We start from the raw sequence: 18,970 nt of genomic DNA on the forward strand, positions 1-18,970 counted from the left end.
GGGAGGCCTCGGCCGGGGGTCACTGAAGCGGTAGGTCTCGATCCGCGCGTCGTTCCGGGCGTTCAGCAGGTGGATCCAGCGCATTGCGACACCGATCATGAGGATGATCACCGCGATGAGGATGATGGTCTCCACGGAACTCACCTCCAGCCGTTCGCCGACAGCGGCAGGGCGCTTCGTCCCATCGGTGCGCCGAGGGGGACATACAGGCCCCGCCCTCGCCCTCCCAGGCGGCTTCCCGGCGCGCGGCATCGCGGATGCCGCGCCCGATGGCGGCTTCGTTGGCCATGAGCACTCCCGCGGTGAGGACGCTGCCCGGGATTGCCGCGGCGGCCATCAGCCGCGCCGCGGCTGCGGGTGCGGTCTCCGGCGGGATGACGAGCAGGTCCCAGCGGCCGATGGCGTAAGAGAGCAGGATCAGCTTGTCCGGGTCCTGTTCGGTGAACCAGCCCACGTGCAGCGTGCGCACGCCCACGGATACCCTGCGCGGTACGACGGGCCAGTGGGCGGGGTTCACGGTGACGCGGGTGATGCGCCCCCAGGGTTCTGCCAGGGCGGCGGCGAGCGGCGGGAGCTCGGCTGCGAGGTCGCGGGAGTGGGGCCACCAGGCCCCGTCCAGCTGGCCGGCGAGCGTGGTATTCGGGGTGAGGGACAAACGGGCCGGGACTTCTGGGGCGAGGTCGCGGGGTGCGGTCCGGTCGACAGTCATGGTCATGATGGGGACCTGCCCCCGGACTGCCCGTCGGCAGCCCGGTTTTTAGGCGATCGCCGGAAATGACACCCGCATGAAAGCCGGTGCTCGAAGTACTCCCGGTGCTTTCACTGTACGCCTGTTCGGCGGGCTATGGTCGGGCTCGCGTGTAGTTTCGGCCCCTACCGCGGCCCGCAGTCCCTCCCCGGAGCACGCGTGCGCCCGACCCGCCCCGGCAGCCCCTCCGTGGATTGGCAAGACGCTGTACCGCCTGCGCCCCCTCGTACCGTCCTGCGCCCCACGGCCACCGCACACGCCGAACAAGCGCTGTCGTCCAGCGCGTCTGCGCCGCCGTAGCGGTCTCGGCATCGACCGCCATGAACATCAGACTCAGCGGCGGCCGCGGTGGCGGAAGCGGCCGCCTACGACCTTCCGGCGCGGGGGATTTGACACGGGCGATTTCGCGACACGGCGGTGGCCGGTTCGGTATTGCTGACGTTCTGGGAGGGCCGGGCCAGCGTCCCGCTTCGGGTACCGGAATGTATTCGGACAGGCGAACGGGCTCGGCGGTGGAGCGGTACGGGCCGAGGGAGCGCGGCGAAGGCCGAGGTGGCGGCGGGCCGGTACTACGGGACGGATGATGTTGACGCCTTTTACGCCCGGGTGTGGGGAGGCGAGGACATCCATACCAGCGTCTACGCCCACGGGAGGGAGTCGGTGGCGGCGGCCTCTCGCCCGAGGGTCGAGCTGGCGGCCGCGAAGGTGGCCGGCCGTCTCGGTCCGGGGCGCACGGTGCTGGACCTCGGCTCCGGCTTCGGGGCCCGCCCGCTACCTGGCCGGGCGTTTCGGTTGCCGGGTGGTGGCGCTGAACATTAGCGAACCGCAGAACGAGCGGCACCGCCGGACCAACGCGGCCCAGGGCCTGGATGGGCTCATCGAGGTCGTCACCGGGCCCTTCCAGGACATCCCGTACCCGCCTGACTCGTTCGACGTGGTGTGGTCGCAGGAGGCCTTCTGCCACAGCGGCGACCGTCACCAGCTCCTCGCAGAGGCGGTCCGCGTCCTGAATCCGCAAGGAGGGCGTCGACTTCGACGACCGCAGCGACCAGCTGCTCACTCACTACCTGCGTCTGACCAAGGAGACCGGGCAACGAGCGGGCGAACTCCGTCATCTGATCAGTCCCGCTTATCTCGAAGGTCTGCTTCAGAACGTACCGCTCTGGGTGGAGGCCTGCCGTACGGGCCTCATGAGTGGGGGAACCTTCCACGGCCGCCGGCTATGAGAGCCGTCCGTCCGCGGCCGGGCGGACCTGAAGACGTGAGCAGGCTGCCCGGTGCAGCCCGATCGGCCGGCCGTCCTCGGAGCCGTCGGTGGGGCGGTGCGTCATGCCGGGACAGGGCCTGTCCGAACGCCGGCCTCGGATCTGCCGGTCGGCGCCGGGCTGAGCCTGAGCATCACGACGTAGGCGACCACCACCGCGACGATGACCAGAGGCATGACGGTGAGGCCCTGCGATCCGAGCAGCAGGGTGGCCAGCAGCACCGACGTCAACGGGAGCCTGAGCATGGTGACCGACATGGCTCCGATGCCCATGGCGAACGCCGGGGTGAGCTGCAGCCCTGGAAGATGCGACAGGGCGATCCCGCCCGCGGCCCCCAGGAACATCGCGGGGAAGATCGGGCCGCCCCGGAAAGCGCTCAGCGAGACGCAGTACGCGATGCCCTTGCAGACCACCAGAAGCGTCAACGTGCCGACGGTGTAATCGGCGCTGTTCGCCAACAGCGGACCCAGCGCGCTCTGCCCCGAATACATCACCTCGGTCGCGGCCTTCCCGGTGCCCTGGGCGTAGGCGATGGCGAACCCGCCGATCACCAGGCCCATCAGGACGGTGGCGGGAAGCCGGCGCCGTTCGACGCGCTGCTGCAGCCACAGGGCGAGTCGGCGGATGCCCGTGCCGACGAGGGCCATCGCGAGTCCGATGACGAGTGCCCAGCCGAATTCGGCGACGGTGGGCGAGTCGGCGTGCGGCACGTCCCGAACGGCCAGCGAAAACGTGCCGAGACCGGTCCAGTTGTCCAGGCCGATGAAGACGAGCGAGCCGATACCGGCGGCGAGCAGGCCCGGCACCAGCACGACCCCGAGCATCGGCCCGCCGATTCCCGACACCTCCATGAGGAGGAAGGCCCCGGTAATGGGGGACCCGAGCAGGGTGCTGACCGCTGCGAAGCTCCCGGCGGCGCCGATGACGGCCCCCGCCTGCTTGGGCAGGTCCGGCTTGAGCAGGCGTACCAGCCACAGGGCTACGCCGCTGCCGAGCATGATGAGCGGCGCCTCGGGTCCGAGGACCGCGCCGAGGCCCAGCGTGGCCAATGCCGCGAGGAGGACGCCGGGAAGCTCACGTGCTTTCGGCGGGCCTGCCGTCGACAGCCCTTCGGCGGGCTTGTGGCCGCCGATCCCTGGAAGGTAGCGGATGGTCACGCCGACCAGCAGGCCTGCGCCGGCGAGCAGCGGCAGGGGCCACCAGGGTGGGGTCCCGCGGAAACCCAGCGCCTTGGGCAGGTCGGTGTAGGTCCAGGGCTGGAGCACGTCGACCAGCGCGAGGAAGCCGTACGCGCCTGCGGAGATCGGCACTCCGAGGACCGCCGCCATGAGCAGGAGCCCGATGTAGCCGCGGGTCCTGACCTGGGCGAAGGGATCAGTCGATGGCGTCCCCGGTGCTCCGACGGGACTATCGGCCGACATGCGAATCAACTCCTCGGCATCGATGTCCGTCGGAAACCTGGTGATTCACCGGCGTCTGCCCGACGTGATACCACGTGGCATCGCTGCGCACCTGGCGTGCGCACCGCCGCCGTTCGGCGTCGGCGTGACGGTCACTCAGCCGGCCTAAACCCTGCCGAGGGGCTCGCTCGATCGGCCCTGCGCCGTCGGTGTGGTTCGCGCGGTCGTGGCGAGGGGGTACCGCGACCGAGAGGAGGCGGATACGCCATGGGGTATTTCCGCCGCCGTTCTCCGGGGCGCCACCGTAGGACCACCGGCGCCTGCTGCGGCGGCTCGCCGGCCTGGTCGCCGACCTGCTGGTCACCAAGAACGCCTACACCGACCATTTCGTCACAGCCCAGCTGATGCACCTGAACATCGTCACCCCCCCGCAGCGCTTGTTCGGCGTGGAACGCCTCATCCGTTGCGTCAACCACTACGGGGACGGGCCGTACGAGGGGATGCGGGCCGATCCGTGGCGGCTCTCCCACACGCTGAAGAGCGAGCGAGGCGGGCACACCAGCGACGACGCCACCCTCTTCATGATCGAATGGCGCGGGGACCCCGCCGACCACCACGCAGTTCTCGACTGAACGCCTCGACGTCAACTCGATCCGACCGGGACAGCGATGCCCGCGTGTCTGCGGACCCCGCCGGGAACGAGGGCTCGGGCCCCGTCAGCGTTCCTTGGGGGCGATGGCCATGAGCAGTCGGACGTACGGGGACCAGCGGGCGCGCCGCGCCGGGTGTTCGGCGCGGTCGAGGCTGTCCTCCAGCAGTGCGTCGTGCAGCCAGCGAAAGGCCAGCGGCCAGCTCAGCCGGGCGATTCCGGTGACCCTCATCGACAGGGTGTGCCGCAGCACCGTGTGCTCGTCGTCGACCGGCAGCACGGCGTACTCGTGGAAGCCGTGGAAGCCACGAGGGCCACTGAAGGTGAAACGGACCCAGGTTCCCGGGATGTACGCGGCGACCGTGTAGCGGACCGGGCCGTGCCCGCCCTTCGCGCCTGCGGACAGCGGGCGGTCGAACTCCATGGGGGACCAGGTCCGGTGCGGCCAGAGCTGATCGGCGGGCCCGTCGGCGAGGGAGTCGAGGAGGGCGCCGACTTCGGCCGCCTTCATCGGCAGCAGACGCTCGTGGACATTGTGAACGGGCATGGCGCTCCTTGAATTGGAGAGTGACCTCTAATTGAATTGGAGAGTACTCTCTGATTCATGCCGAGACCACCCCGCTTCGACGCCGACGATCTCCTCGACGCAGCCGTCATCCTCGCGGCCACCGGCGGCCCGGCCGCAGTCACCATGTCCGCCGTCGCCCAGGCCGTCGGTGCGCCCAGCGGATCCGTGTACCACCGCTTCCCGGGCCGGTCTGCGCTGCTCGCCGAAGTGTGGCTGCGTACCGTCGAGGGCTTCCAGGAGGGCTACCTGGCCGCCCTCGATGGCGACCCCGATCCCCGCGCAGCCGCACGCGCCGGCGCCCGACACGTCGTGGCCTGGAGCCGGGCCCACCCGAGGGAGGCGGCGCTGCTCCTCTACGGCGCCGAGGACTTCGGCCGGGCCGGATGGTCCCAGGAGCACCGGGAACGCGCGGATCGGGGCAACGCGCGGGTGTTCGCCCGTCTCGGCATGGTCGGCGCGGACTTCGGCCTGACCGGGCCCGAGGGGCGTGACCGGATCGTCTTGGCCCTGATCGACCTGCCGCTCGGGGTCGTCCGCCGCCCTCTGCGGGCAGGCCACCCGCTGCCCCCGCACGCCGAGCACCTCGCAGAGGAGTGCGCGGCCGCCCTCCTCGGCTGAAAGGTGCGGCGGAAGGCTCGGTTCGGCTGCTGTCGGTGCGGACATCGAGCTCGCGGGAACTCTGGCCTGTTGGTGTCCCTGCCCGCGCTGCTCATAGCGTTCGCCCGTTACAGCCGTGACCGCAGCTTCGCCATCCCCAGAACCAACCTGGGCTTCGGCGTCCTCATGGCCGGCGGTTCGATCATCGGCGCGCTCTTCGGCCGACTCCGTGCCGGTTGGGCCTTCGCAGGTCGGGGAACAGCGGTCATGTCGCTTACTTGCCTGGGCACTTCGGGCCGTGGAAGGCAGCTCACAACCGCGTGCGCATCTGGGCAGCCGGCGGCACATGGGTGAAGGTCTTCACGGTCATCGAGGCGGACGGACTGCGCGCCTCAGTCCTTGCCGCCGAAGGGCGCCCCATCCCTTCCAACCATCCCTTTTCGAGCGCTGTTTGGCGGGACTGCGCCTTCGGTAGACCATGTTCCGGCCCTGGCTTCATTGCTGACGCGGCCGGTCCAGCTGCGCGCACGTCACTGGGGGAAATCCGTGAAAGGCACTTCGCAAGGCTCTGACGGTACCGGTCATGGCCGTACACGTCTCGCTCGGCTCGGTCGGCGTCAGCAACGCCGAAGGCTGCGAATGGCCCGGAGCGGCAGGCGAGTTCTACTGCGACCTGGCCTCATCACCGACGGCGGTGCACACGCCACGCCCGCAACGGGTGACGGACGCACCGCCGTACTGACCCGGCGCGCACCGGAGTCGGTCGCAATGCACTGAGACCGACTCCGGTTGGCCTTGCCGGGCAGGGAGTAGATCTCCTTGCGGGGGTCGCGAATGGCCCAGTGCAGGGTGTGGCAGGTCAAGAGGTCGCTTTCTGCTTCCGCGCCACGGCGCCAGCCGCGGCATCGACGTCGACGTGACCCGCCGCGACCCGGGCCAGAAAGTCTTCAAGTTCATCCCACGGCGCTGGGTCGTCGAGCGGACCTTCGGATGGCTCATGAACCACCGCCGCCCCGCCCGCGACCACGAAGCCCACCTGCACCGCTCCCGAAGCGATGACCGCCCCGCGATGATCGACCTGATGAGCCGCAGGCTCACACGAGAATCGACTCCGAGCCGGAGAGACTCATAGCTGCCGGGCCACGCTGACCCGCGCGTCCTTGCCCCTCATCGCCCGCGGCCAGCGGTCGTCGATGACGCACGCCAACTCCCGGCAGGAGCCACACGCGTTCTCCCGGCCCGGCAACCACTTCTGGTCGAATGACGGCGACATACCGGCTTCCTGGATCCCGCACAGCGTCTTGCCGGAGCTACCGAAAGCGTGCGACACGTCGGCGGGAAGGCCGTCCGCGACCGCCACGTCCCAACGCATCTCCACGGGCAAGTAGTACGGCCGCGAAACCTCGGACCACTCACCACCCAGATAAGTGGTGGCGTGGCACCAGCCGCAGGACCAGATCTCCGAGTGCGTCAGCGCCGGCAGCGCCGGCCATCGCCACATTGCCCGTCCACACACATCGCATTCCACGGGTGGATCTTCACACACCTCCCCACGTGGCCCCAACCCGCTGATACCACGCGACTGAGCCACTCGGCCGGGTCCTTGCCGGCCGTGGTTCTGGTCGTTCGCGTATGCCTCCCGCCGTGCCGCCGGCCAGGGAGTCTGTTCAGCTGGTGGGAAGAGGCATTCGTAAAGTGCCGTATTCCGTTCCGACCTCGTATCCGACGACTGGCGTGTCCGTCCTGAGACGCCTACGGCAGAGCGTCCGCCTTGCCGATCAGTTCTGCTGGGGTGGTGCCGGGTGTGATCACCAGGTCGAAGTCGTACCCCTGGTCGCAGAAGGTCACTTCGATGGAACCTGGCACGTACTGACGGAGCACGCAGGCGACCTCGGCTGCGTCGGCGAGGGCGGCATCGATGTAGAGACACATGCCGTCCGTGTCCAGATACGCCTCAGGTGGACCATTGGACGTGTGGAAGCTCCAGGCGAAGCCCCGAGCCTCGTTACGGACGGTCGGATCGGTGATTGTGTCGTCCCACATGTCTTGCAGCCCGGGAGTGAGCGCTGAGGGTTCGATACGCCCGGTGGTACTGGCGGACCTTCCGGACGATCGGATCACCGCCCGAGGTGTGAAGGTCCGTCGATAGGGCCGCGCTGGCGTGCTTGGAGGTAGGCAGTCCAGTCGGTGGCGGTGCGGCGTCGCCGGTGGGCTGCGGTGACGGCGTGGATGCCGAGCATCGTCCGAGGACTGCTGGGGGGAAGGTCCTGGGCGAGGGCGACGAGGGCGGTGGCCCGGGCGGGGTCGGTTGGGGATGTGGTGAGCGGCCGGGCGTCGGCCGAGTACGGTGTCGGAAAGGTGCTGTCCGGGAGGGCCGTCGGGGAACAGCCACTGTCGGGAGGAGTTCGCCGCCCCGTTGGGGGGCGCTGGCATGTGAGGACGGTCTGGCGCCGGGTGCGCGGCGGGTGATGATGTTCCTTCTCGACCAGCCGTTCGGCCATCCTCGGTGCTTTCGGCCGCAGCAGCGTGACCAGCCGATGTCGGCCTGCCTTGCGCATCTGGTGCCGCGAACCGCTCCCGCAGCGCGAGGACGGCAGGGTGCTGCAACCGCGGCCCAAGGACCCGTTCCAGCGACGGGTGGATCTGGGTCAGGAGGCCGGGCAGGCGGTTCGCGACCCTGGTCGCCTCGTCGGCCAGGTCCTCGTCGAACCCGACGATCATCTCCAGCTCGGCGCTGGTCTCGTCCTCGCCGTCGACCGCCCGCAGCGCCGCGATGATGAACGCGTCCTTCGCGTCCGTCTTGGCCTCACCGGGACAGAGGTCGGCGATCCGCCGCATCGTCAGGCCCGGTATGTGTCCGACTGGGCAGCCCATGTCCCTCACGACGGCCAGCGGCTGAGCTCCGATCGAGGCCGACTGGTCGACCACGACCAGCACCGTTCCGTGCTTGGCCTGGAGCTGCGCGAATAGCTCGCGGAGCCTGGGTTCGGTGTTGGGTAATCGCTTGGTCGAAGGCCTTCATTCTGACCGGGGTGACGGCGGCGTCGTGGTGTTAGTCCTTGCCGACGTCCAGAACGACGAAGACGTCGATGTCGCCGGTGTCGATCACGTACCGGCCCCTCCATCACGCTTTCGTCCGGCCTCGCCACGGCACCGAGCTGCCACATCCACGTTACGGAGAGCTCTTCCGGCCGGGGGTGAAGCCGGTGCTCAAGCCCCTCATCAGCGGGCGGTCCGTCGATGCCTCCGGCCCCGGTGACACCACCCCTCCCGGATCATCAACAACAAGTGGGGGGAAGTCATGCCGGACCCGAAGGCCGGAGGCCCCATTTCGGACCACGAAAATGGTCACGGGGAGGCGATGGCTGTGTTCGGACGTTGCGGAACGAACGGCGGTCCGGGGTCGCCCGGAGCGATTCACCTGAATCCACACGTTGATCTTGGTGCTGCTTCTAGGCTTGCCGTGTGGCGGCGAGGGGTGAGCGTTCAAGTCCACCAATTCGGAACGTGATGCGCTGGTCGTTGAGACTGCATGTCACTGTCGTGCTGCTCCTGGCAGGGCTCGCCGCGTGCCTCGTCGCGGGAGTTCTGTGGTTGCTTTTGGGCAGGCCCCCGCTACCTGTGGCCGGGCCGCTCAAGCCGGGAGAGGTCTACGACGGGATCAAGATCGCTCTGGCGATCGTCGCGGGAACCGGCGGTGCGGTGGCTCTTGTGGTCGGCTATCGGCGTCAGTACCTCACCGAGGTGAGCGAGACGCGGGAGCACGAGCGGGCGTTCACCGACCGGTTCGGTGCCGCGGCCGAGCAGCTCGGGGCCGATCAGCCCGCTGCGCGGATGGCGGGCGCATACGCCATGGCCAGACTTGCCGATGCCTGGAATCAGGAACGGCAGACCTGCATCGACGTACTGTGCGGCTATCTGAGGATGCCCTTTGCCCCAGATCCCCCCGCCGGAGAGCAGGCCTTCGCCGACTGGCGGCGCGAACGAGAGGTGCGTAAAACCGTCCTGCGGCTCATCGCCGCCCATCTGCGAGACGGGTCAACCGAATCCTGGCAGGGCTGCGATCTCGATTTCACAGGCGCCGTGTTCGACGAAGCCGACTTCCGCGGCGCCCGCTTCACCGGAGGCGAGATCCTTTTCATCAATGCGGTCTTCGTCGGTCACGGTCGAGACCAAGTCGTCTTCGACGAGGTCGAATTCGCCGAGGGCAGTCACGTGTACTTCCGACTCGCCGAGTTCCGCGGCGGTCACATCCGCTTCGACCGGGCCACGTTCAGCGGCGGCTGGGTCACGTTCGACCATGCCCGCTTCACCGGCGCCCGCGTCAACTTCCGCGATGCCGCCTTCACCGCAGGAGAGGTCCGTTTCGAGGGCGCGGAGTTCACCGACGGACTCGTCGACTTCACCGGCTCCGCTTTCACGGGCGCCGACGTGAACTTCGGCGAGCGCCATCTCGCAACCCTCCACAGCGCGGTTCCTGCCGCCCGATTCACCGGCGGCACCGTCGACCTTTCTCGCTCCGCAGCATTCGTCCGTTCGCCGCGCTTCGGGCTGCGGACCATCCCGGAAGGCCTCTTACTGCCGCCCGGTACCGGCATCTCGGACCTGTCGTGACAGTGACAGTGACCAGAGGGACCGGTATCCGTCGTCCGGAGTCGCGGCACCGATGTCGACACCGCGAAGCTGCGGGACCGGTTTCGGACCCCGGCTGTGCCTGGCCGGGCCAGGCGGAGAGGGGTGGGGCCCGGGCGTCAGGGGGGGAAGGTGACTGCCCGGGCCGGCGTCGCGGTACCGCGGGGGAGCGGTATGCATTTCCGTCGCGACAACTGGAGGAACGATTCGCCAGCCAAGAGGTAACGGGCCTGGGAGGCGGAAGCGACATACGCGCCTCCCGGGACTCGCGGGGGCCGGCGTTCGCGCCTCCGGATGGCTGCCGTCCCGGGTGGGTGCCTGCTGCAGTTCGCCGCAGGTCATCGTGGGCCCTGGGGATCAGCCTCCGGTGCGGTCCGCCACCGCATGGCGGCGGTCGGTCCTCGCCCTCAGGGCGGCCGCCTCGGGCAGGCACCGTGCTATGCGATGCGGGGCACGCCTTCTCCTGCCGGCCCTTCCCCGTCGCTGCTGTCCCGCTGCGACCGTCATCGCCCCTGGTCGCGCAGCCGTCTGCGAAGCGGGGCCTCGGCGGCCCGAGGGGTACCTCTGCCCGGTGTCGACTATCCCCTGGCCGAGCACGCGAAAATCTATGTCGGCCGGAGTAGACATTGGGCTGTGGCGTGGCTATGGTTTCTCTCGTAACGCAGAGAGACCGCAGGGCCCGGCAGAGACGAACTGCCGGGCAGTAGTACCCGCAGTTGCAGTGCGTAGGGCGGTGCGGCCGTGGAGTTCCGGAGCCAGAGCAGTTGCAGGACGGTGACGGGACTGGCGGCCGGACCGGGTGGCCCGCAGTGATCAGGGGCCGCCGCCAGCAGTAAGGGAAGTAAGTGCAGTTGGCAGTACCCAGCAGTGAAGTCTGTGAGCAGTACCTCGGTGAAGGCGTCGGCTGCGGGCGCGCGCACCGGGAGGTTCGGCAGTGGGGTTCTAAGCCAGAGCAGATGCAGGATGGGCGACGGGGCTGGCTGTCGAAGGTGGCGCTTGGTGAGGTCACCGGCAATTCGCAGTACCGGCAGTACCGGCAGTACCGGCAGTACGAGTAGTTCGCAGTATCAGCAGTACGCAGTCCCGTTTGGCAGCAGTTGATCACCGAGGGAGAACGGAGGAGCCGAGCACCATCAGGATCGCCCGGGCGGAATTCTGAGTCCGGGTACCGCAGGACATCGATAGTGAGGTGGTCTCCGGTCAAGCAACCGCGATCCCCGCGCCCCCGACAGCAACACGGTCGGGCCCGCGGACACAGAGGGCCGGCGCAGTATCGGGGCCGGCAGATGGTGTAGTAGTTCCTTCGGGGCCCTGGTGCCGTACGGCACCAGGGCCCCTCCACGCGTGTCCATGAAAGAGGTGCAATGACAGCAGATGACTCGTTCGGCCGTCTTGACGACGACGACTACCCCGCCTACACGATGGGCCGGGCTGCCGAGATGCTCGGCACCACCCAAGGCTTCCTCCGTGCCATCGGCGAAGCCCGCCTGATCACCCCGCTCCGGTCCGCGGGCGGGCACCGACGCTACTCCCGCTACCAGCTGCGTATCGCCGCCCGTGCGCGGGAACTCGTCGATCAGGGCACCCCCATCGAGGCCGCCTGCCGCATCATCATCTTGGAAGACCAGCTAGAAGAAGCCCAGCGCCTCAACGCGGAATACCGCCGCGCCGCCGAGTCCGCGCCTCCCTCGTCCGCACCCTGAAGTGAGCGCGCCCGCCGTTCGCGGCGGGCCGAGGCATCCAGCGGTGTACGCGTCCACGCGTGCTGCGGTGACAGCGCGTGTGTGGACGTGTACGGTCGGGTCAGATGTCGTGGTTCGGAATTCCCCTGCCCCGCCTTTGGTGTGGGCATTTTGCTGTGCTGTGCCGCAGGGACCAGGGCGATCACCTCCGCCTTCCGCATGCTGCGGGAGGCGTCCGTCGACTGGAAGGCATGACATGGCAAAGGGAACTGTGAAGTGGTTCAACGCGGAGAAGGGGTTCGGCTTCATCGCCCAGGACGGCGGGGGCCCGGACGTCTTCGCCCACTACTCCGCGATCAACTCGTCGGGCTTTCGTGAGCTCCAGGAGGGCCAGACGGTGACGTTCGACGTCGCCCAAGGCCAGAAGGGCCTCCAGGCCGAGAACATCAACCTGGCCTGATCGTCCTGCCCGCCCGCCGTGGTGACCCGCCGGGCGGTACTGCCCAGGCCCATACGGCGGGGCAGCCAGCGGGCCGTGTCCCGTGCGTTGGAGCTGACGGCCGGCGGCTGCGGTCTGCGCGTCGGAGACACGGAAGGGGAGCGCCTTCCAGGGATCGCCGCCGCTCACTCAAGCGGCAGCCGGCGTGCGTCACCCCGGCGGGTTTGTACAGCAGGTCGTCGGAACGCTCGTCCCCGGGAACGCCCTCGGCCTTGGCGGCGCAGCTCCCGCATCCGGCTCGCATTCGGCCCGCATCCGGCGCCAGGCCCGGCTTCAGGATCCAGCCGGGGTCGCGGGTCCGGCCTGACCGGAAGCCACGCTCCGGTTCACAGCAGGACAGCCCGTAGGTCCCCGCACGGCCACGGGCTGCGGCTGCGGGTGCCCCGGTCGGCTGCTGGCTGGGCAGTGGACTCTGGTGTCGTCCCGCCGACGGGATCGCACCGGACGCCTTTAAGTTCTCCGGGCCTTCCACGGACCGGCACCAACGGCGCACCAGGGCCAGCAGGAGGCCGCATGTGGTCGCATAGCTGAGGGCGAAGGCCGCGATCAGGGGCGGCGCCGACGTCGCCGCAGCTGGTACCAGCAGCGCCAGGGACACGAGCGCGGCACACCACACGGCAGTAGGGCCGCGTGATCGGCGCCGATCGCGATGCCGGCCCGGGGACGGGAAGAGCGCACATTCGGAAGCGATCAAGTGGGTGAACGAAGGGTCCTCACCCAGGCCGCGCTCGATGTCGTCGAGTGCTCTGCTCTCCTGGGGGAGAGCCTCCGCCCGGACATGACGAGATTCCCTTCCGCGGCCGCGGGCCCCGTGCGCCGTGTGCTTGACCGACCTCAGGGCGGTCGGTCCTCGTCTCCGCGGCCCAGGGCTGCTTCCGTCGCCTGCCCGGTCTCATGCGCCGCTAACCCGTTGGGCCGAACGGCCGTGGGACCTGCGGCTGATCCCTTCGACACCGCCCGTGCGACCTCAAGACCCGACTCCTCGACGTTTCCCCGGTGCGGCTCCTCGGCGCCGCCCGTGTCGCAAGGGCCAGCCGCAGATCGGTGACACGGCAGCACCCGTACGTCGACGCCCAACGGCGCCTCCACCGCCAAGCTCTCCTCTTCGACGGTGCACTGGTCCACGGGGCGGGGGCATCGCACCCGGGGCGGACGGCGCACCGGGGCTCGGCCTGACCCTGCGCGATAAAGAGGCCCACCCCTACCGGACGGCCTGACCGGCCACGTCTCGCCAACCGAGCGGCCGACCGGCACGCCAGAGGAGAAGCCGCGGCGGGTCGGCCCTGCCCGGGGCGTACCTCTGCCCTGCCCGGGCGCTTTGGCGCCGGCCTGGTCAGGGGGCGGGCGCGGGCCGGTTCCCGCGCGGGTGCAGGCGGTCGGTGAGGAATGCGAGGATCTCGTCGCGGGCCCGGGCCGTCGGGTGGCCGGCCTCGTCGACGAGGTGGGCCGTGACGACGCTGTGCGGGGTTCCGACCAGGTCGGCGAAGAACGGCGGCGGGGCCGGGTTGGCAGCGCTGTCCGGCAGGACGCGCCCGTCGAAGGCGTCGCCGAGCAGTGCGCGGTAGGCGGCGAAGCGCTGGCCCGTGCACCAGCGGTCGCCCTCGAAGCGGTAGGCGAGCACGGTGAGCCCATCGCGGTCGAGGCGGTCGCGCACCGCGCGCGCGTCCGCCTCGTCGAGTTCGAGTCCGCCGGGGTCGTCGAGCGGTAGCGACGGGTGGTTGACGACGGAGGCGATCACCGCCGGTTCCAGAGCCATGGTGAGGGCGAAGTTGCCGGTGAAGCACAGGCCGATCGCACCCACCCCGGGGCCGCCGCACGCGGTGTGCGCCTGGCGCGCCAGACCGCGCAGCCAGACCGTCACCGGGCTGGTGCCGCCCCCGGCGAAGGCACGGAACTCCGCGCTGACACACGCGCGGCGGACGACCTCTCGGCCGCCCTCGACCGTGGGGAAGGCGCCGTCGGTCCCGAACAGGGAGGGCACGTGGACGGTGAACCCCGCGTCCCGCACCCAGCGAGCCAGTCGCAGGACATCAGGACTGATGCCCGGCATCTCGGGCAATACCACGACAGCCGGTCCGGCACCGGCCACGTACACCGTCTTTTCCAGCCCCTTCACGGACACGCGCCGGCGGGTGAAGTCGCTGATCGGATCATCGTTGCTCATGGGCCCAGCCTGGGCTGGACAGGGAGCCGGGTGAGGGGCGGGATCGCCAAGGCCGGAGGTAATCTCGCCACGCGGGGGAGAGGCGCGCGCCAGGCGGCCGATGACCGGGGCGGGCCTGGGCCCACGACACCGGGGGATACGGGAGCAATGGCGCAGGACGCTGCGGGTACGGGTGAGCGGCCGGGTGCGCTGCGGGTCGGGGTCCTCGCGTACCCGGGCTGCTTCGCATCCGAAGTGTTCGGTGTCCCGGACCTGTTGACGATGGCCGGTCATGTCGCAGGGCCGGATGCTCCCGGGTACCGGGTGTCGGTCGTCTCGCCCCGCCGCCGGGTCACCGCTTCGGGTGGCGCGAGCCTGGACGTGCGCCCCCTGCGCGAGGTCGACGTCCTCGTGGTCCCCGGCTTCGAACTGCGCCCCGACACCGACCTCGACGCGCGGCTGGCCCTGCTCGCCCCCGAGATCGCGTCGATCCGTGCGCAGGCCGCCGCGGGAACCGCGTTGGTCTCCCTCTGCGTCGGTGCGTTCCTGCTCGGCGAGGCGGGGCTCCTCGTACGGCGCCGGGTCACCACCTCCTGGCTGTACGCCGGGGAACTGGCCAGGCGTTGCCCGGATGCCGACGTGCGCCCCGAGCACCTGGTCGTCACCGATACGGGGGTGACGACCACCGCCGCCTTCAGCGCCATGTACGACTTCGCGCTGGATCTGATCCGCCGGCACGACGGCGTGCGGGTGGCCCGTACCACCGCCCGGGTGGCGCTCGTCGACTACGCTCGGGCCTCGCAGACCCCCTACGTCGACCCACGGCTGCTCCCGCAGCCCGGCGGGGAGTTCTCCCAGCGGGTGATGCGGCGGCTCGAACAGAGCCTCGCCGAGCGGTACGACCTCGCCGCGCTCGCGGGCGCCTTCCAGGTCAGTACCCGCACGCTGCTGCGCCGCTTCGCCGAGGAGACCGGACGCAGCCCGCTGGCGCATCTGCAGGCAGCCCGGGTCCGCCGCGCCCGCCACCTTCTGGAAACCACCGACCGCACCGTCGCCGCCGTCGCCGCGGCCGTCGGCTATCAGGACCCCGGCACCTTCGCCGCCCTGTTCGCCCGCCACACCGGGCACCGCCCGAGCGCGTGCAGGGCAGCCTTCCGCCACACGCTCCCGGAGTCGTCCCCCGACGACGGCGGCCGGCGGCCCGAGTAGAACTGTCGGCGTCGGCCACCACCACGTCGGCGGTCCGGTTCACGTAGGAGTTCGAGTCCCTCATGCGCCCAGCCGCGGCCATGCCCTTGGGGAAGCGTCAGGCAGAAGGTTTCGCCGGCGGTGTATGACGGGCTGCCTGTTCGCGCAGCGCCTGGAGGAACGCCGTGATGTGCGGGCGATCGCCGTGGCGGCCGATCGTGGCCACGCCTATGTATCGGGTCGGCGCGGGTGCCTCGACCGGGACGGCGCGTACGCCCGGCACCGGCGGGACGAGCGCGATGGAGGGGATGAGGGAAATACCCATGCCCGCGGCGACGAGCGAGCAGGCGAAGAAGTAGTCGGTGGTGCTTCCGCGTACTTCCGGCGCGAAGCCCGCCCGGTCGGCGTAACGGCGCAGGTACGCCTCGGTCTTGAGGCAGCCGAGTACCCAGGGCTCGGGCGCCAGTTCCGCGATGTCCAGCGAGGTGCGGTCGGCGAGGTGGTGGCCCTCCGGCAGGACGACGTGCAACGGGTCTTCCAGCAGCGCGGTCCACCGCAGTCCGGAGTTCGGGCCCGGCCCGACGGGCAGGGGGCCGTCGAAGTGGTAGGCGAGGGCGAGGTCGACGGCGCCCTGGCGGACCAGGGGCAAGGTGATCTCGGGCTCGCCCTGCCGGACGTGGAGCAGGGTGCGGGGGTGGGCCGCCGTGAACCGGGCGAGGGCGCCGGGCAGCAGGTGCCGACCCCCGGTGCCGAACGTACCGACGGTGAGTTGGGTGCGTCCCGAACTGAGCTGCTCCACCTGCTGCTTGGCACGTTCGAGCTCGGCCGCCACGGACTCGGCGGCCCCGACCATGATCTGGCCGGCCTCGGTGAGGGTGACCCGCGCGTGCTGCGCGCCACGATCTCGGCTCCCAGGCTGCGTTCCAGCACCGCCATGTGCTGGGACACGGCAGAGGGCGTGAGGTGGAGCGCCGCGGCAGCCCTGCTGAAACTGCCGTACTCCGCCACCGCCCGCAGCACGCGCAGCCGCTGCACATCGATCAACAGTTTTCCTTACATCGCCACCAGCAAGCCGTTACTTCTGCTGATGACGATAGGTGTCCACAGTGGGGGCATGCAAAGGATCTGCGTCATCGGCGGAAGCCGCTACTTCGGCAAACTCCTGGTCGAGCGCCTGCAGTCTGCGGGCCACCAGGTCACGGTCATCAACCGCGGTTCGAGCCGGCCGCCCGAGGGGATCGAGCACCTCGTCGCCGATCGCGATGACGAGACGGCGCTCCTCGCCGCGCTCGGCAGCCGCACCTTCGACGTCGTCGTGGACCAGGTGTGCTACACGCCCGTTCAGGCCGCGATCGCCGCCCGCGTCTTCGCCGGCCGCGCCCACCGATACGTCATGACCTCCACGATCGAGGTCTACGACCCCGCGACCGCCGCGCTGCCGGCGGTTTCGCCGGGCACGCCGGTGCCGGAGATGAGCGTGGACCCGGCCACGTGGCGGGTGGCTCTGGACCTGCCCTGGCACGACGAGGCGTACCTCGGAGCCCACTACGCGGAGGGCAAGCGCCAGGCGGAGGCCGTCCTCACCCGAGCCGGCGGCTTCGCGTTCGCCTCCGTGCGCAGCGCGCACGTACTCGGCGGTGGAGCAGAGGAGTTCACCGGCAGGCTGGCCCACTACACCGAGCGCATACGCCGGGGCGAAGAGATCACGGTGCACGAGAAGGCGCTGCCGTCGGTGTTCATCCACTACGCCGAGCTGGCCGATCTGCTGCTGTGGGCGGCCGCCGACAGCTCGTTCACCGGCCCCCTCAACGCCTGCTCCGACGGCCTGCTCGACGTACGCGACCTCGCCGCGGCCGTTGCCGACCAGGTCGGCCGGGAGCCCGTCTACCGGGTGGTCACCGAGGGCGCGACCGCGTCGCCGTTCTCCTTCGACCGCCACTACGCCATGAGCAACACCCGGGCCAAGAGCATGCATTTCGCCTTCTCGCGCACGTCTGATTGGCTGCCCGGTGCCGTCGCCGAGGCTCTCACCGCATCCGCCGTACACCCCGCCTGAGGAGTGCACCACCATGCAACACCGCACCATCGGGGACACCAGCGTGAGCGCCATCGGGCTCGGAGCCATGCCGCTGTCCATCGAGCACCGTCCGGACGAGAGCCGGGCCATCACCACCGTCCACGCCGCGCTCGACGCGGGCGTCACGCTCATCGACACCGCCGACTCCTACCACTGGCACGCCGACGAGGTGGGCCACAACGAGCGGCTCATCGCCCGCGCCCTGGCTCACTACGGCGGCGACCTGTCCCATGTCCTGATCGCCACCAAGGGCGGCCGCGGCCGTCCCGGAGACGGGAGCTGGACCGTAGACGGGGATCCGGAACACCTCAAGCGCGCAGCCGGAGCCTCCGCGAAGCGGCTGGGCGTCGAGGCGATCGGCCTGTACCAGCTCCACAAGCCGGACCCGGCCATCCCCTGGGCGGAATCCGTCGGCGCTCTGCGCGATCTCGTCGAGGCCGGCACCATCCGCGCCGCCGGTATCTCCAACGTGACCACCGCCCAGATCCGCGAAGCGCACGCCATCCTCGGCGACGCACTGGTCTCCGTTCAGAACCAGTACTCGCCCGCTGTCCGCGACAGCGAGCCCCAGCTTCGGCTGAGCACCGAACTGGGCCTGGCCTTCCTCCCATGGAGCCCCCTCGGCGGCATCAGCCGCAGTTCCCTCGACGGCCCCACGGGCCCCACCTCCGCAGGCACGGCCTTCCACCGCGTCGCGGCCGAACGCGGTGTCAGCCCGCAGCGGGTCGCGCTGGCCTGGCTGCTCTCGCGCTCTGCGGCGGTGATCCCCGTACCGGGAGCCAGCCGCCCGGCCTCCATCACGGACTCGGCCCTGGCCGCGGACTTCGAACTGACGGAATCCGAGCAGACGCGACTCGCCCCCGGAAAGGCGGCCGAGAACGTGTGACGGTGCAATCGGCACGGGAGGTCTGCCGCGGGGCAGGGCCTACCGTGGATCGTGACGGGTGCGGGGCCGGGCGCAGGTCACGCAGGTGGTCGCCGCCGGGCGGGCTTCCAAGCGCTCGGGCGGGATCGTCGTGCCGCAGCTTTCGCACCGCCCGTACTCGCCCTGTTCGAGGCGTTCCAGGGCGCGGTCGAGTTCGTCCAGGTGCTCGCGTGCCTGTGTGAGCAGTGAGGTCACGTGCGCCCGCTCGAAGGCGGTGGTACCCCCTTCGGGGTCGTGCTCGTCGTCGACGGCCACCAAGGCGTTCGCCGCGACGATCCCGTCGAAGTCGCGGCCGAGCGCCGCCATGCGAGCGAGCGTGTCGGCGCGGTCGGCTGCGAGTCGCTCGTGAACCGTGGTCGAGATCGACTGGCTGTGGTCCTGCTGATCGCGCCGGGGCGTATCGCTCATGTGTGCGATAACGCCGCTGCGCTGTCCGTGATTCCCCCGCCCCCGCGTCGGACCACGTGCACTCCCACCAGCTCGGGCCGGCGGGGTCCTCGCGCCGGGGGGCTCGCTCATGGCATGGCCGGCGCCCTCAGCCCGGGCCCCCTGCCCCGGTGTGCGGTGCGAGTCCTCACCTCTAGTCGAACGGGTCGA

The 18,970-nt window shown here is 70.1% G+C and carries 16 protein-coding genes and 4 pseudogenes; 11 read left to right on the top strand and 9 right to left on the bottom strand.

The features are described from left to right. Positions 1–19: 19 nt before the first annotated feature. The gene (locus CP980_RS33605; protein WP_425281774.1) at positions 20–715 is read right to left on the bottom strand and encodes a DUF5994 family protein; all 696 of its coding nucleotides are present in this window, start codon (positions 713–715) and stop codon (positions 20–22) included. Positions 716–1,331: 616 nt separating this feature from the next. On the opposite strand from CP980_RS33605, the pseudogene CP980_RS36155 reads away from it, so the two are divergent. Further along, positions 1,332–1,709, top strand: a pseudogene (locus CP980_RS36155) (SAM-dependent methyltransferase); the annotation flags it as partial. A 366-nt stretch (positions 1,710–2,075) separates the two neighbouring features. Here the strand turns inward: CP980_RS36155 and CP980_RS33615 are convergent. After that, positions 2,076–3,434, bottom strand: a complete 1,359-nt coding sequence (locus CP980_RS33615; protein ID WP_150530458.1) for a chloride channel protein — start codon at positions 3,432–3,434, stop codon at positions 2,076–2,078. 383 nt (positions 3,435–3,817) lie between these two features. On the opposite strand from CP980_RS33615, the gene CP980_RS33620 reads away from it, so the two are divergent. After that, positions 3,818–4,045, top strand: a complete 228-nt coding sequence (locus CP980_RS33620) for a hypothetical protein (RefSeq protein WP_150529918.1) — start codon at positions 3,818–3,820, stop codon at positions 4,043–4,045. Positions 4,046–4,129: 84 nt separating this feature from the next. On the opposite strand, the gene CP980_RS33625 is transcribed toward CP980_RS33620, so the two are convergent. After that, positions 4,130–4,609 carry an SRPBCC family protein gene (locus tag CP980_RS33625; RefSeq protein ID WP_132760803.1) on the bottom strand — a complete coding sequence of 160 codons (480 nt, stop codon included), beginning with the start codon at positions 4,607–4,609 and terminating at the stop codon, positions 4,130–4,132. 57 nt (positions 4,610–4,666) lie between these two features. Here CP980_RS33625 and CP980_RS33630 point away from each other — a divergent pair, with 57 nt between their 5' ends. The 3 genes and pseudogenes from CP980_RS33630 to CP980_RS36610 all read left to right on the top strand — a co-directional run. Then, positions 4,667–5,248, top strand: a complete 582-nt coding sequence (locus CP980_RS33630) for a TetR/AcrR family transcriptional regulator (RefSeq protein ID WP_150529919.1) — start codon at positions 4,667–4,669, stop codon at positions 5,246–5,248. Between the two features lie 562 nt (positions 5,249–5,810). Beyond that, positions 5,811–5,969, top strand: coding sequence for a hypothetical protein (locus tag CP980_RS35345; RefSeq protein ID WP_167535919.1), 159 nt, complete (start codon positions 5,811–5,813; stop codon positions 5,967–5,969). 180 nt (positions 5,970–6,149) lie between these two features. Next, a pseudogene (locus CP980_RS36610) lies at positions 6,150–6,359 on the top strand (IS5 family transposase); the annotation flags it as partial. Here the strand turns inward: CP980_RS36610 and CP980_RS33645 are convergent. From CP980_RS33645 to CP980_RS33655, 3 genes and pseudogenes are all read right to left on the bottom strand, one after another. Beyond that, positions 6,354–6,755 (bottom strand): hypothetical protein, encoded by a 402-nt coding sequence (locus CP980_RS33645; protein WP_167535920.1) that lies wholly within the window; start codon positions 6,753–6,755, stop codon positions 6,354–6,356. The pseudogene CP980_RS36610 and the gene CP980_RS33645 sit on opposite strands and share 6 nt — an antisense overlap. A gap of 224 nt (positions 6,756–6,979) precedes the next feature. Beyond that, positions 6,980–7,159 (bottom strand): hypothetical protein, encoded by a 180-nt coding sequence (locus tag CP980_RS33650; protein WP_150529921.1) that lies wholly within the window; start codon positions 7,157–7,159, stop codon positions 6,980–6,982. 548 nt (positions 7,160–7,707) lie between these two features. Then, positions 7,708–8,336: pseudogene (locus CP980_RS33655) on the bottom strand (IS110 family transposase); the annotation flags it as partial. Positions 8,337–8,770: 434 nt separating this feature from the next. Between CP980_RS33655 and CP980_RS33660 the strand changes: the two are divergent. The 3 genes from CP980_RS33660 to CP980_RS33670 all read left to right on the top strand — a co-directional run bounded on the left by CP980_RS33660 (position 8,771) and on the right by CP980_RS33670 (position 12,001). Continuing rightward, positions 8,771–9,841 carry a pentapeptide repeat-containing protein gene (locus CP980_RS33660; RefSeq protein ID WP_167535921.1) on the top strand — a complete coding sequence of 357 codons (1,071 nt, stop codon included), beginning with the start codon at positions 8,771–8,773 and terminating at the stop codon, positions 9,839–9,841. Positions 9,842–11,223: 1,382 nt separating this feature from the next. Next, the gene (locus CP980_RS33665; RefSeq protein ID WP_132760806.1) at positions 11,224–11,562 is read left to right on the top strand and encodes a MerR family transcriptional regulator; all 339 of its coding nucleotides are present in this window, start codon (positions 11,224–11,226) and stop codon (positions 11,560–11,562) included. Positions 11,563–11,797: 235 nt separating this feature from the next. Beyond that, positions 11,798–12,001, top strand: a complete 204-nt coding sequence (locus tag CP980_RS33670; RefSeq protein WP_150529923.1) for a cold-shock protein — start codon at positions 11,798–11,800, stop codon at positions 11,999–12,001. Positions 12,002–13,373: 1,372 nt separating this feature from the next. Here the strand turns inward: CP980_RS33670 and CP980_RS33680 are convergent. Further along, positions 13,374–14,204, bottom strand: coding sequence for a dienelactone hydrolase family protein (locus CP980_RS33680; RefSeq protein ID WP_150529924.1), 831 nt, complete (start codon positions 14,202–14,204; stop codon positions 13,374–13,376). Positions 14,205–14,351: 147 nt separating this feature from the next. Between CP980_RS33680 and CP980_RS33685 the strand changes: the two genes are divergently transcribed. After that, the gene (locus CP980_RS33685) at positions 14,352–15,392 is read left to right on the top strand and encodes a GlxA family transcriptional regulator (RefSeq protein ID WP_150529925.1); all 1,041 of its coding nucleotides are present in this window, start codon (positions 14,352–14,354) and stop codon (positions 15,390–15,392) included. A 97-nt stretch (positions 15,393–15,489) separates the two neighbouring features. Here the strand turns inward: CP980_RS33685 and CP980_RS33690 are convergent. Next, positions 15,490–16,415, bottom strand: a pseudogene (locus CP980_RS33690) (LysR family transcriptional regulator). 70 nt (positions 16,416–16,485) lie between these two features. Here CP980_RS33690 and CP980_RS33695 point away from each other — a divergent pair. Next, positions 16,486–17,427 carry an NAD-dependent epimerase/dehydratase family protein gene (locus tag CP980_RS33695; protein ID WP_132760812.1) on the top strand — a complete coding sequence of 314 codons (942 nt, stop codon included), beginning with the start codon at positions 16,486–16,488 and terminating at the stop codon, positions 17,425–17,427. Positions 17,428–17,440: 13 nt separating this feature from the next. Beyond that, the gene (locus CP980_RS33700; RefSeq protein ID WP_150529926.1) at positions 17,441–18,334 is read left to right on the top strand and encodes an aldo/keto reductase; all 894 of its coding nucleotides are present in this window, start codon (positions 17,441–17,443) and stop codon (positions 18,332–18,334) included. 39 nt (positions 18,335–18,373) lie between these two features. On the opposite strand, the gene CP980_RS33705 is transcribed toward CP980_RS33700, so the two are convergent. Further along, positions 18,374–18,781 (bottom strand): TraR/DksA family transcriptional regulator, encoded by a 408-nt coding sequence (locus tag CP980_RS33705; protein WP_150529927.1) that lies wholly within the window; start codon positions 18,779–18,781, stop codon positions 18,374–18,376. Positions 18,782–18,970 lie beyond the last annotated feature (189 nt).

This window comes from Streptomyces vinaceus (assembly GCF_008704935.1).
Taxonomy (GTDB): domain Bacteria; phylum Actinomycetota; class Actinomycetes; order Streptomycetales; family Streptomycetaceae; genus Streptomyces; species Streptomyces vinaceus.